Annotated in this window: 14 protein-coding genes; 8 read left to right on the top strand and 6 right to left on the bottom strand. The window is 75.0% G+C overall.

The window, feature by feature from the left end; translation table 11 throughout:
• Positions 1 to 51 precede the first annotated feature (51 nt).
• The 3 genes from IE308_RS21020 to IE308_RS21010 are packed head-to-tail and all read right to left on the bottom strand — an operon-like array spanning position 52 to position 3,327.
• Positions 52 to 1,008, bottom strand: coding sequence for a DMT family transporter (locus tag IE308_RS21020; RefSeq protein ID WP_190219114.1), 957 nt, complete (start codon positions 1,006 to 1,008; stop codon positions 52 to 54).
• 28 nt (positions 1,009 to 1,036) lie between these two features.
• Complete coding sequence (locus IE308_RS21015; RefSeq protein ID WP_110628204.1) at positions 1,037 to 1,990, bottom strand: EamA family transporter; 954 nt, start codon at positions 1,988 to 1,990, stop codon at positions 1,037 to 1,039.
• 29 nt (positions 1,991 to 2,019) lie between these two features.
• Positions 2,020 to 3,327 carry an MFS transporter gene (locus tag IE308_RS21010; protein WP_229908980.1) on the bottom strand — a complete coding sequence of 436 codons (1,308 nt, stop codon included), beginning with the start codon at positions 3,325 to 3,327 and terminating at the stop codon, positions 2,020 to 2,022.
• Positions 3,328 to 3,449: 122 nt separating this feature from the next.
• Here IE308_RS21010 and IE308_RS21005 point away from each other — a divergent pair, with 122 nt between their 5' ends.
• Together IE308_RS21005 and IE308_RS21000 are read left to right on the top strand one after the other, a co-directional pair.
• Positions 3,450 to 3,974 (top strand): MarR family winged helix-turn-helix transcriptional regulator, encoded by a 525-nt coding sequence (locus IE308_RS21005; protein WP_190219113.1) that lies wholly within the window; start codon positions 3,450 to 3,452, stop codon positions 3,972 to 3,974.
• Positions 3,971 to 4,390: a cytidine/deoxycytidylate deaminase family protein gene (locus IE308_RS21000; RefSeq protein WP_110628206.1), complete on the top strand. Its 420-nt coding sequence runs from the start codon at positions 3,971 to 3,973 to the stop codon at positions 4,388 to 4,390. Before IE308_RS21005 ends, IE308_RS21000 begins: the two co-directional genes overlap by 4 nt.
• A 14-nt stretch (positions 4,391 to 4,404) precedes the next feature.
• Here IE308_RS21000 and IE308_RS20995 read toward each other — a convergent pair whose 3' ends face one another.
• The 3 genes from IE308_RS20995 to IE308_RS20985 all read right to left on the bottom strand — a co-directional run bounded on the left by IE308_RS20995 (position 4,405) and on the right by IE308_RS20985 (position 7,519).
• On the bottom strand, positions 4,405 to 5,328 hold the full coding sequence (locus IE308_RS20995; RefSeq protein WP_190219112.1) for an RNA polymerase sigma-70 factor: 924 nt from the start codon (positions 5,326 to 5,328) through the stop codon (positions 4,405 to 4,407).
• Positions 5,329 to 5,414: 86 nt separating this feature from the next.
• Positions 5,415 to 5,891: a carboxymuconolactone decarboxylase family protein gene (locus IE308_RS20990; RefSeq protein ID WP_190219111.1), complete on the bottom strand. Its 477-nt coding sequence runs from the start codon at positions 5,889 to 5,891 to the stop codon at positions 5,415 to 5,417.
• Positions 5,892 to 6,034: 143 nt separating this feature from the next.
• On the bottom strand, positions 6,035 to 7,519 hold the full coding sequence (locus IE308_RS20985) for an FAD-dependent monooxygenase (RefSeq protein ID WP_190219110.1): 1,485 nt from the start codon (positions 7,517 to 7,519) through the stop codon (positions 6,035 to 6,037).
• Positions 7,520 to 7,646: 127 nt separating this feature from the next.
• Between IE308_RS20985 and IE308_RS20980 the strand changes: the two genes are divergently transcribed.
• The 6 genes from IE308_RS20980 to IE308_RS20955 all read left to right on the top strand — a co-directional run bounded on the left by IE308_RS20980 (position 7,647) and on the right by IE308_RS20955 (position 12,634).
• Entirely contained in the window at positions 7,647 to 8,285 is a 639-nt protein-coding gene (locus IE308_RS20980; protein WP_190219109.1) for a TetR/AcrR family transcriptional regulator, read from the top strand.
• Between the two features lie 231 nt (positions 8,286 to 8,516).
• Entirely contained in the window at positions 8,517 to 8,786 is a 270-nt protein-coding gene (locus IE308_RS20975) for a hypothetical protein (RefSeq protein ID WP_110628211.1), read from the top strand.
• On the top strand, positions 8,787 to 10,976 hold the full coding sequence (malQ, locus tag IE308_RS20970) for a 4-alpha-glucanotransferase (protein WP_190219108.1): 2,190 nt from the start codon (positions 8,787 to 8,789) through the stop codon (positions 10,974 to 10,976).
• Between the two features lie 65 nt (positions 10,977 to 11,041).
• Positions 11,042 to 11,293, top strand: coding sequence for a hypothetical protein (locus IE308_RS20965; protein ID WP_110628213.1), 252 nt, complete (start codon positions 11,042 to 11,044; stop codon positions 11,291 to 11,293).
• Between the two features lie 112 nt (positions 11,294 to 11,405).
• Positions 11,406 to 11,939, top strand: coding sequence for a PadR family transcriptional regulator (locus tag IE308_RS20960; protein WP_110628214.1), 534 nt, complete (start codon positions 11,406 to 11,408; stop codon positions 11,937 to 11,939).
• Positions 11,936 to 12,634: an ABC transporter ATP-binding protein gene (locus IE308_RS20955; protein ID WP_190219107.1), complete on the top strand. Its 699-nt coding sequence runs from the start codon at positions 11,936 to 11,938 to the stop codon at positions 12,632 to 12,634. Before IE308_RS20960 ends, IE308_RS20955 begins: the two co-directional genes overlap by 4 nt.
• The last annotated feature ends 28 nt before the right edge of the window (positions 12,635 to 12,662 follow it).

Below are 12,662 nucleotides of genomic sequence, written 5' to 3'. Positions count from 1 at the left end.
CGGCGTCGGGGGCGCTGTGCGGCGGCGTAAGGGGGCCCGGCTCCGGGGCCTTCAGGCGCGCCCGGCTCCGGACTTTCCGGCGCGCCCGGCTGCGGACTTTCCGGCGCGCGCGGGTCCCGCGCCGAGGACGACCCCTCCGAGGATCAGCGCCATGCAGCCGGCCTGGGCCCAGCCCAGCGGCTCGTCGAGCAGGGCCCAGGAGAGCAGGGCCACGCAGACGGGCTGGAGGTAGTAGACGACGCCGGCGCGGGCGGGGCCGACGAGGGCGATCGCCCGGTTCCAGGCGAAGAAGGCGAGCGCGGAGGAGACCACGCCGACGTACAGCAGGGGCAGGACCGTGCCGGGCGTCGGGGTGAAGCCGCCCTGCACGGCGAGGCTCACGGCCTGGGCGGGCAGCAGCATCACGGTGCCCAGCAGGAACGTCGTGAACAGGAAGGCCGTACCGCCGAGTCCTTCCGGGCGGCGGCGCAGCAGGGCGCTGTAGGAGCCGAAGCAGCAGGCGGCGGCGATCATCCACAGGTCGCCGGGGGCGGGTCCGCCGGCGCCGCGCCCGGCGAGCAGCAGCACGCCCGCGCAGGCGGTGAGCAGTCCGGCGGTGCGGCGGGCGCCGAGGCGGATTCCGGCGGCGCGTTCGTACAGCGCCATCAGGACCGGCGACGCGGCCATGATCATGCCCATGTTGGCGGCCGGGGTGGTCGCTCCGGCCTGGTTGACGAGGGTGTTGTAGACGGCGACGCCGAGGAGGGAGGCGAGAAGGGTGTGGCCCAGGTGGCGCCGGATCAGGTGCCGCTGCCGCCAGGCCTGCCGGGCGCCGAAGGGGGCGACGACCGCCAGGGCGACGACCCACCGCCAGAAGGCGTGCTGCACCGGGGGCACGCTGTCGCCGAGCGCCCGGGAGGTGACGAAGCTGCCGGACCAGACGAGGGTGGCGAGGGCGGCGAAGCCGATCCCGAGGGCGGCTGCCCTCGGGACGGGGGTGAGGTGGGTGCGGGGTGCGGCGACGGCCACGAAACTCCTTCGGGGAGGGGGTGGGGCCCTACCGTCGCAGCGCGGGACCTGTCACGTCCATCGAATCTTTTCGAGCATTCCTTTCGCGGAAACTGAACGTTCTGACGGGCGCGGCACCCGCGGGCGGCTGTCCCGGCCGGCCCAGCTGCCCCGCCACCGTCGCCCCGAACGCCAGCGCCATGCCCGCCAGTTGCAGCGGGGTGAGGCTCTGGCCGAGCGCGGCCCAGCCGACGAGGGCGGCGGTCAGCGGGGAGAGCGGGCCGAGGAAGGTGACCTGGGTGGCGCTGAGGCGGCCGATGCCGCGGAACCAGAGCCAGTAGCCGACGGCGGTGTTGGCGAGCGCGAGGTAGAGGTAGCCGCCGATCGCGGGGCCGTCCAGCGCGGGCGGGGCGCCCTCGACCAGCAGGGCGAGCGGGGCGATGAGCAGGCCGCCGGCGGTCAGCTGCCAGCCGGTGAGGGCGAGCGGGCCGACGCCGTCGGGGCGGCCCCACCGCTTGGTCAGGACGGTGCCGGCCGACATGGAGGCGGTGGAGGCGACGGCGGCGGCCACGCCGAGCGCGTCGAGGGCGCCGGCCGCCTTCAGCACGACCAGGCTGACGCCGGACGCGGCCACGATCCCGGTGACGACGGACCGTGCGGTGGGCCGCTGCCCGAGCAGCAGCGCCGAGAGCCCGACGACGAACAGGGGTCCGGCCGAGCCGACGACGGCGGCCATGCCGCCGGGCAGCCGGTAGGCGGACAGGAACAGCAGCGGGAAGAAGGCGCCGATGTTCAGCGCGCCGAGCACGGCCGCCCGTCCCCACCAGATGCCCTTGGGCAGCACCCGGGTGATGCCGAGGAGCAGCAGCCCGGCGGGCAGGGCCCGCAGCAGGGCGGTGAACAGGGGGCGGTCGGGCGGCAGGAACTCGGTGGTGACGGCGTAGGTGGTGCCCCAGGAGGCGGGGGCGAGGGCGGTGAGCAGGACGGTGGCGGTGCGGTTCATGGCGGGGTCCCTCGGGTGGCTGTCGGGCGTCAGGCCGCGACGGAGTGGCCGGTGGAGGCGGGGGCGTCGCCGCGGGCGACGGTGACCGGGACGGGGCGTACCGCGTCGGCGGGCAGGCGGTGCTCGACCCGGATGAGCAGGGCGGCGGCGACGGTGGAGGTGACGATCAGGACGGCCCAGGGCAGCCGGCCGTCCGCGGCGAAGAGGACGGTGAACAGCGAGGGCGCCACGGCCTTCGCCAGCGACCAGGAGATCTGGTAGGCGGCCATGTACCGGCCGCGTGCCTCCTCCGGGGCCGCGGACACGGCGAGCACCTCGGCGGCGGGGCTGTGGATCAGCTCGCCGAGCGTGTAGACGACGACCACGGCACCGAGGGCGACGCCGAGGACGGCACCGGAGGCGGGGCGTACGGTGCCGAGCACGATCTGCGCGGCGAACGCGGCGGAGAACAGGGTGCCGCCGAGGGCCGCGGGCCTGGTCCGGCGGGCGCCGGCGCGCCGGACGCGGCTGCCGACGTACACCCCGGCGAGCGCGCACAGCACGGTGTTGACGGTGAACGCGGATCCGGTGAGCGCCGCGGGGGCGTGCAGCCACTCCAGCAGGAACAGCGGGAAGAGCACCGACAGGGCCGAGTAGCTGAGCGCGTTGAGGAAGTTGGCGCCGGTGACGACGAGGAAGGGCCGGTCGGCGAGGACGAGCCGGTACCCGGCGCGGCGCCGGGCCGGGGCGGCGGCGGCGCGGAGGGGCTTGAGCGGGCGCAGCAGGAGCGCGGCGACGGCGAAGGACAGGGCGTTGCCCCAGGCGGCCCAGGTGTAGCCGGTGGGTCCGGCGAAGGCGATGACGAGGGAGGCGAGCAGCGCGCCGGCGCCGTTGCCGCCGTTCTGCAGGGCGCGCGTGGCGGCCTGCAGCCGGTCGCGGTCGGCGCCCCGCGCGACCTCGCCGATCAGGGACTGCTGCACGGCGGGGAAGGCGCGGTCGGCCGCCGCGGTGACCAGGGCGACGGCGGCGAAGGCGGCCAGGGAGTGGGCGAGGGGGTACAGCGCGAAGCCGGCGACGCGGACGCCGTAGAGGACGTACTGCACGGGCTTGGCGCCGTACCGGTCCACGGCCGCCCCGGCGGCGGGGAGTGCGGCGAGGCCCACGAGGCCGGTGACGGTGAGGACCGTGCCGACGACGGTGAAGGACAGGCCCGTGACGTAGTGGAAGAACACCAGCGTGAACGGGATGTACATGCCGGTGCCGACGCCGTTGACGGCGGCGGCGACGGGCAGGGACCAGCGACCGGGTGCGCGGTCGGACCGCTTCTGCGCGTTCTGCACGTCGATCACGTTCTGCACGGTGGACCCCCTGCTGCGGTTGCTTGGTAGGAAGTAGCTTAGCGCTAAGCAACTTACAGTCAAGGCACTTAGTCGGAACCCACTTTCTTGCGGCCGAGCCGACCGGTGCGGATACTCGCCCCATGACCTCGAACCCTCAGCCCCCCGCCTCCCGGGACCCGGTCGACGCGATCATCGAGCAGTGGGCCGCCGTGCGCCCCGACCTCGACACCCGCGCGATGGAGGTCTTCGGCCGCATCTACCGGCTCTCGCGCACCATGGGCGACCGGGTGGAGAAGGCCTACGCCCGGTTCGGCATCTCGCGCGGCGAGTTCGACGTCCTGGCGACCCTGCGCCGCGCCGGCGAGCCGTACACCCTCTCGCCGCGCCAGCTCTCGGCGACGCTCATGCTCACCACGGGCGGTATGACCGGCCGGCTGGACAAGCTGGAACGCGCCGGACTGCTGCGCCGCTCCCCCGACCCGCACGACCGGCGCGGTCTCCAGGTGACGCTGACCGAGGAGGGGCTGCGGCTGATCGACGAGGCGGTCGGCGCGGGCCTCGCCGTGCAGACGGAGGCCCTGACCGCCGCCCTCGACGAGGAACGGGTGGGGCAGCTCGCCGATCTGCTGCGGGACCTGCTCGCGGGAACGGGGCAGGCGGCATGAGCGTCCCGCAGCCACTCGCGGTGGACCACGAACTGGTCGGGGCCGCGGCCGAGGTGGCCCGCACGCGCTGCCGGGGCGACCACCACACCATGGCCGCCGCGGCCCGCGCCCGGGACGGCCGGATCGTCACCGCCGTCAACGCCTACCACTTCACCGGCGGCCCCTGCGCGGAGCTGGTCCTGATCGGCACGGCGGCCGCCCAGGGCGCCTACGACCTCGACACCGTCGTCGCCGTCGGCGACCGCGACCGCGGGGTCGTCCCGCCGTGCGGCCGGTGCCGCCAGGTCCTGTTCGACTACTTCCCGGCACTGCGGGTCATCGTCGGCAACGGCGACCGGATGCGGGCCGTGCCCGTCGCCGAGCTGCTGCCGGAGACCTACGTCTGGGCCGACCACCAGCTGGACGACGCCGGCTGAGACCACGCCGTACGTCAGCCGAGACCGCGCCGGACCCGCTTCAGCTCGGCGTCGACGGCCCAGGCGTCGGCGACCGGGCCGAGGTGGGCGAGCTTGTCGGGGTTGAGCACCGAGCGGACGGCGCGGATCCGCCCGTCGGCCACGTCCAGCGCCAGGACGTGCAGCACCCTGCCGTCCCGGTCGCGGAAGACGGCGCCCGGACCGCCGTTGACCTCCCGCGGCTCGAACGTCACGTCGATACGGGCCATCAGCGGGTACACCGCCGCGAGCAGCCGCGCCACACCCTCGGCGCCGACGACCGCCCGGGCCAGCTGCGGCGCCTTTCCGCCGCCGTCGCCGACCAGTTCGACATCGGCGGACAGCACGCCGCGCAGTGCGGCCACGTCGCCGTTCTTCAGCGCGTCGAAGAACCGCCCGGCCAGCTCGGTGCGCTCCCGCTCGTCCGCCGCGAACCGCGGCCGCCCCTCCCGCATGTGCCGCCGGGCCCGCACCAGCAGCTGCCGGCACGCCGCCTCCGACCGGCCCACCGCCGCGGCGACCTCGTCGAACCCGAACGCGAACACGTCCCGCAGCACGAACACGGCACGCTCCAGCGGGCTGAGCCGCTCCAGGAGCAGCAGCGCCGCCATCGACACCGAGTCGGCCAGCTCGGCGGAGCGCGCCGGGTCCTGGTAGGGGTCGCCGAGCAGCGGCTCGGGCAGCCAGGTCCCGGTGTACTCCTCCCGCCGCACCCGCGCGGAGCGCAGCACGTCGATCGCGATGCGGGTGACGGTGGCCGACAGGAAGGACTTGGTGGAGGCGGGCCGGGTCCCGGAGAGGTCGTAGCGCAGCCAGGTCTCCTGCACCGCGTCCTCGGCCTCGCTCACGCTGCCGAGAATGCGGTAGGCGATCGAGAACAGCAGCGGCCGCAGCTCCTCGAACTCCTCGACCTTGCTCACGTCTTGCTCCCCCTCGTTCCGCCCGCGGCCGGCGGGTGCCCGGCCCGGAGCACTATGCCCGACCCGGGGCACCGGCCGCGCCCGGCTCAGTGGAACTGGCCGGCCACGTAGTCCCCGGCGCAGGGCTGCCGCGTGATGATGTTCAGCCGGTTCACCGTGTTCATGAACGACACCAGCATCACCAGCGCGGCCAGCTGCTCCTGGTCGTAGTGCTCGGCGACCCGCGCCCAGAGCGCGTCGTCGACCCCGCCGGCCCCGTCGCCGATCCGGGTGCCCTGCTCGGCCAGCTCCAGCGCCGCCCGCTCGGCCTCGGTGAAGACGGTGGCCTCCCGCCAGGCCGCCACCAGGTGCAGCCGCACCGACGACTCGCCGGCCGCGAGGGCGTCCTTGGTGTGCATGTCGATGCACACGGCACAGCCGTTGATCTGGCTCACCCGCAGCGCCACCAGCTCCTGCGTGGCGGCCGGCAGCGACGAGCCCTTGAGCGTCCTGCCGACGCCCATGAAGTGCTTGAAGGCCTTGCCGGCCGTCTCGGTGGCGAAGAGGTCGAGTCGGGCGTCCATCGTGGGTCCCTCCGTGTGGTCGTGGTCGCCGGGTGGCTACATCCACGGGACGAGACAGCCGGCGCCCCTGTGACACGGGCGCCGATGTGATCCGCGTCTCGCTGCGGCGGGCTCGCGGCCGGGGCGGGTGCGGCCGGGGCCGCTCAGCCCACGTGGGCCGCCAGGGCCGTCTCGATGTCCGCCGGGGTCGCGTCGTCCGACGCCCAGGCCGTGTAGCCGTCGGGGCGGACCAGGAGGGTGGTGCGGCGGGCGCCGGCCCACTGGGCGGCGGTCAGACGGTCCTTGCGGGCGGGCTCGGCCTCGTACGGCTCCGGGGTGATCAGGACGAAACGGCCGCCGCGCAGGGCCTCGTAGAGGCGGCCGCCGCCGGCGAGGGCGACGTCGGGGACGCGGGCGCCGGTCAGGCGGTGGGCGCCGCGCGGGGCCGGGTAGCGGTAGCCGATGCCGGTGAGCTGGCCGACCACCTTGCGGCGGGCGGGCGCCGCGTTGTTGAGGAAGGTGGTCAGCGCGGCACGCAGGGCGAGCGTCCAGGGGCGCTTGGCCATCGCCATGCGGACGATGCCGCCGCTGCTGCGCAGCACCGACCTGCCGACCGGGTGCCGCTCGGCCTCGTAGGTGTCGAGCAGCGCGCCGGAGGCGTGGCCGTGCAGCACCTGGGCGAGCTTCCAGCCGAGGTTGGCCGCGTCCTGCAGGCCGGTGTTCATGCCCTGGCCGCCGGCCGGGGTGTGCACGTGCGCGGCGTCGCCGGCCAGGAAGACGCGGCCGACGCGGTACGCGGGGGCCTGGCGTTCGTCGCTGTGGAAGCGCGACATCCAGCGGGCGTCGTGCATGCCGTAGTCGCGGCCGAGGGCGAGCCGGGTGATCTCCTTGATCTCCTCCAGGTCGAGGGGCTCGCTGTCGGGGACGTTGCGGCCGCGGTGCCAGCCGATGACGCGGTAGTAGCCGTCGCCGAACGGGGCGAGGAAGGCGAAGGCGTCGCCCACCGCGTTGACGGTGAGCAGGTTCGCCGGCTCCTCCGCCAGCCGTACGTCCGCCAGCACCACGGAACGGATCGCCGAGTGCCCGGGGAAGGGCAGCCCGATCGCGTCCCGTACGGCGCTGCGCATGCCGTCGGTGCCGACGACGTACGCGGCCCGCAGCTCCTCCTCGCCGGCGGCCGTGCGGACCCGCAGCGTCACGCCGTCCGCGTCCTGGGCGAGGCCGGTCACCTCGGTCTCGTGCCGGAAGTCGACCCCGGCCTCCAGGGCGCGCCGCTCCAGTGCCTTCTCCACCTCGTACTGCGGGATGACGAGGAGGTGGTTGAAGCGGGAGGGGAGGGTGTCGAGCGCGACGGTGAGCCGGCCGAAGAGGCGCAGGCGGTCCAGGGGGCGGCCGGCGTCCTCGATGCCGTCGGCGAGGCCGCGGGCGTCGAGCTGCTCCAGGGTGCGAGCGTGCAGGACGAAGGCGCGGGAGAGGTTGCTGATCTTGTGCGGGCGCTTCTCGACGACGGTGACCGGGATGCCGGCGGTGGCGAGGTCGCCGGCCAGGAGGAGGCCGGTGGGGCCGGAGCCGACGACGATGACGTTGCGGACGGTGCCGGGGGTGCCGTCGGTGGTGCCCGTGTGCGTGGTGCCGGTGGTGCCGTTCATCTTGGCCTCCTGTGCCAGCGGTTGTTGGCCAACACCTGTTGGCCAACGCTCGTTGACCAACGTAGGGCCAGTCGCGCAGTGATGTCAACGCTTGTTGGCCAACACATGTTGACCTACAGTCGTTGACATGCCCGACAGCAAGACGACCCCCACGGCCCGCGCCGCCGGCACCGGCACCACCCGCGCCACCACCCCCACGGCCCGCCGCTCCGAGGCCACCCGCGCCGCGATCCTCGACGCCGCCCGCGAGCGCTTCGCCACCGACGGGTACGAGCGCGCCACCATCCGCGCCATCGCCAAGGACGCCGGCATCGACCCGTCGATGGTGATGCGCTACTACGGCAACAAGGAGGGCCTCTTCGCCGCGGCCGTCTCCATCGACCTGAGGATGTCCGAGCTGCCCGCGGTGCCCCGCGACCGGATCGGCGCCACGCTCGTGGCCCACTTCCTCACCCTCTGGGAGGAGAACGAGCAGCTCACCGCGCTGCTCCGGGTCGGCACGACCAACGCCGCCGGGGCCGAGCGCATGCAGGACGTCTTCCGCGACCAGATGCTGCCCGTCGCCCGCGCCGCCTGCCCCGACCCCGAGCAGGTGCCGGCCCGTGCCGCGCTCGCCGCGACCCAGATGCTGGGCCTCGCCCTCACCCGCTACGTGCTGCGCATGCCGCCGGTCACGGCGCTGACCCGCGACGAACTGGTGGCCTGGCTGGGCCCCACGCTCCAGCGCTACCTGACGGCCCCGCACAGCGCGTGGCCGGAGGGCTGAGGGGCGGGGGCGGGAACAGGCGCGGAGGGGCGGGGCGGGAAGAGGCGCGGAGGGGGCGCGTAAGCCCTGCGCGCAACATCCCGTATGTCAGAATCTGCTGGAACATGCACGCATATGACCGGTGACGCGACGCACCCAGTTCCACCCCGCACGTCTGCCGTCGCGCCCGCTGGGTAGGCCTGCCGTAACCCGTACGACGCCGCACCCGGCACACGCGACAAGGAGGCCCCCGTGGCCGCATCGGCACATCTCCTGCTCTCGGCCCTGTCCAAACCCGGCTCGGCGCCGGGGATCCCCGCACAGCCGGACCCCGTCGCCGACCGCGACCCCGCCCCCTTCTGCGTCTTCAGCGCCGAGAGCGCCTGCGCCGAGACCCCGCTGACCAGCGAACCGCCGCTGCCCGATGCCGAGCCCCTGACCAGCGAACCCCCGATGGCCGACGCCGCGCCGCTGACCAGCGAGTCCGACGCCGGAGCGGACCCCACCTACCCGAGGCCGTAGATGGCAGCTCCCGTCCCGCCGCCCGACGCCGCGCCCGGCGCGGACCTGACCCGGCTCGCCGAGCTGCACGGCGTCGCCCCGTCCTACCGCCCCTCACCCGACCGCGAGGAGCACGCCTCCGCCGCCGCGCTGGTCCGCGTCCTGGCCGCGCTCGGCGTCGACGCGAGCACCCCCGAGGCGACCCGGGCCGCCCGGGAGGCGCGGGAGCGGGAACTGCGCGAGCGGCTGCTGCCACCGACGGTGGTCTGCTGGAGCGGCAGCGCCCCGCGAGCCCTGACCGCACTGCCCCCGGGCACCTCCCTGCGCATCGCGACCGAGCAGGGCGAGACCTGGCACTTCGACGCCGAGCGCGCCGCGTCCTGGCAGATCGAGGCCGAGCAGACCGACGCCGAGCAGGGCGCGTCCTGGCACATCGAGACCGAGCAGGGCGCCCGCTCCACCGTCGACCGGCTGCCGCCCGGCGTGCACCGGCTGACCGCCACGGCGCCCGACGGCCGCACCGCCGAGGCCCACCTGGTGGTGGCCCCGCCACGGCTGCCGGCGCCGCCGGGACGGTCGTACGGGCTGCTGGTGCAGCTGTACTCGCTGCTGTCCCGGCGTTCCTGGGGCATGGGCGACCTGGGTGACCTCGGTGAGCTGGCCGCCTGGGCGGGCCGGACGCTGGGCGCGGGGTTCGTGCAGGTCAACCCGTTGCACGCGGCCGTGCCGGGCGCGCCCACCGACCCGTCCCCGTACCGGCCCTCCTCCCGCCGGTTCCCCGACCCGGTGCATCTGCGGGTGGAGGACGTGCCGGAGTTCGCGTACGTCGAGGACCGGGAGCGGGTCGCGGCGCTGCTGGAGCGGGCCGGGCGGCTGCGCGCGGCCGTGCTGGACAAGGGCGCGCTGATCGACCGGGACGCGGTGTGGGAGCTGAAGCGGGAGGCGCTGGAGCTGGTGCGCCGGGTGCCGCTCGGACCGGGCCGGCGGGCGGCGTACGCCGACTTCCTCGCCGGGCAGGGCCAGGCACTGCAGGACCACGCCACGTGGTGCGCGCTGGCGGAGGTGCACGGCGCGGACTGGCGCCGGTGGCCACCGGAGCTGCGCGACCCGCGTTCGGAAGGCACCGTGCGGGCCCGTGCCGAGCTGGCGGACCGTATCGACTTCCACTGCTGGCTGGCGTGGCTGACGGACACGCAGCTGACCGCCGCGCAGCGGGCGGCGCGCGAGGCGGGGATGCCGGTGGGGGTCGTCCACGACCTGGCGGTCGGGGTGCATCCCGAGGGCGCGGACACCTGGGCGCAGCAGGACTTCTTCGCGTCGGGCATGTCGGTCGGGGCGCCTCCGGACGCGTTCAACGCGCGCGGGCAGGACTGGGGGCTGCCGCCGTGGCGCCCGGACCGGCTGGCCGCGTCGGGCTACGCGCCGTACCGGCTGCTGCTGCGGGGGCTGTTCCGGTACGCGGGCGCCCTGCGCATCGACCATGTGATGGGCCTGTTCCGGCTGTGGTGGGTGCCGCAGGGCGAGCCGCCGACGCAGGGCGCGTATGTGCGCTACGACGCGGAGGCGATGCTCGCGGTACTGGTGCTGGAGGCGTCGCGGGCCGGGGCGGTGGTGATCGGCGAGGACCTGGGCACCGTGGAGCCGGGGGTGCGGGAGGCGCTGCGCGAACGCGGGGTGCTGGGCACGTCGGTGCTGTGGTTCGAGCGGGACTGGGAGGGCGACGGGCAGCCCCTGCCGCCGGAGCGGTGGCGGGCGGACTGTCTGGCGACGGCCACCACGCACGACCTGCCGTCCACGGCGGCACGGCTGAGCGGGGAGCACGTGGAGCTGCGCGACCGGCTGGGCCTGCTGACCCGGCCGCTGGAGACGGAGCGTGCGGAGGCCGCGGCGGACACCGGGGAGTGGCTGGCGCTGCTGGCCCGGCTGGGCCTGCTGGAGCCGGCGGGCGGCGGCATCGGCGTCCCCTCGGAGGAGGCGGAGGTGCAGGCCGTGCACCGCTTCCTGCTGCGCACCCCGGCCCGGCTGGTGGGCGTCTGGCTGCCGGACGGGGTCGGCGACCGGCGTCCGCAGAATCTGCCGGGGACCTGGGACCAGTACCCGAACTGGCGGCTGCCGATCGCCGACGCGGAGGGCCGCCCGGTCACCCTGGAGGAGCTGACGGCGTCGCCCCGGCTGCGGGCACTCCTCGAGGTGCTGCGGGGCGGCGGCTAGTGCGGGGACGGCTCGTACGGCACCCCGGGCGCGCGGCCCGTTCCGCCGTTCGCTACTTTTGCACTGTGGACAAGAAGAACGCCCTGCGCGCCGGCGCCCTGGCCGCCGGTACGACGCTGATGATGCTGCTCATGTCGTCCCCCGCGCTCGCGCTGACCCGCGACGACGGCGACGACCCCGGGAAGGGCCTCAGTGTCGGGGAGACGCTGGGCCTGTACGTCTTCGCCCCGCTGGTGATCTTCGCGGTCATCGCGGGCCTGGTCATGGTCCTGGACCGGTCGAAGACGCGTGTGACGAGGCCGAAGGCCCGCGCCTGACGCCGGTCGTCACCGTCCCCTTGCCGTAAGACCCGGCCCGCGGATGCGCGTGGCCGGGTTTTTCGCGTCCGGCTATTCACTCAGTACATATCTTCAGTAGATACTGATCTTCATGAGCACCCGCCACATCCTGCTGGGGCTGCTCGCTTCCGGGCCGAGCCATGGCTACGACCTCAAGCGACGCCACGACGAACGCTTCCCGCAGGCCCGCCCGCTGGCCTACGGCCAGGTCTACACGACCCTCCAGCGCCTGGTCCGCGACGGCCTCGCCGAGATCGACGGCACCGACGCCGACGGCGGCCCGGAGCGGACGCTGTACCGCGCGACCCCCGACGGTTCGGCGGAGCTGGCCCGCTGGGCGGCCGGGATCGCGCCGCCCGCGCCCTTCGTCACCAACGAGATCTTCGCCAAGGTCGTCGTCGCGATCCTCTCCGGCGGCGACCCGGCGGCCTACCTGCGGGCGCAGCGGGCCGCGCACATGGCACGCATGCGCGAGCTGACGGCCGTGAAGACCGCGCCCGGCGCGGACCTCGCGACGGTCCTCTCGGCCGACTACGCCCTGACCCACCTCGACGCCGACCTCCGCTGGATGACGACCACGGCGGCCCGGCTCACCCATCTGACCGCGGAGGTCGACGCAGCATGAGCAAGCACGAGGACGCGGCGGTGCCGCTCCTGTCGGCACGGGGCCTGACCAAGGCCTACGGCCGTACCCCCGCCCTGCGCGGCGCCGGCATCGACCTGCGCGCGGGGGAGATCCTCGCGGTGACCGGGCCGAGCGGCAGCGGCAAGTCGACGCTGCTGCACTGCCTGGCCGGGATCGTCCGGCCGGACGAGGGCACGGTGTCGTACGCCGGTGAGCGGCTGGCGGAGCAGCCGGAGCGGCGGCTCGGCGAGCTGCGCCGCACCGATTTCGGCGTCGTCTTCCAGTTCGGGCAGCTGATCCCGGAGCTGACGGTCCGGGACAACGTGGCGCTGCCGCTGCTGCTCGGCGGTCTCGGGCGGGCGCAGGCCGGGGCGCGGGCCGCGGAGTGGCTGGAGCGGTTCGGGGTGCGCGGGCAGGAGGAGCTGCGGCCGGGTGAGCTGAGCGGCGGCCAGGCCCAGCGGGTGGCGCTGGCGCGGGCGCTGGTGACCGGGCCGCGGGTGGTGTTCGCGGACGAGCCGACGGGGGCGCTGGACTCGCTGGCGAGCGAGCAGGTGATGACGGCGCTGGCGCGCGCGGCCCGCGAGTCGGGCGCGGCGGTGCTGCTGGTCACGCACGACGCGCAGACGGCGGCGTACGCGGACCGCGAGGTGCGGATGGCCGACGGGACCGTGACCCCGCTGGAGGTGACGGCATGAGGCCCGGTGACGGCGTTGGTGCGCACGG

Origin of the sequence: Streptomyces griseosporeus (assembly GCF_014656055.1) — a bacterium.
Lineage (GTDB): Bacteria > Actinomycetota > Actinomycetes > Streptomycetales > Streptomycetaceae > Streptomyces > Streptomyces griseosporeus.
The sequence above is the reverse complement of the archived record's forward strand: the minus strand, read 5'-3'. Positions and strand labels throughout refer to the sequence as shown.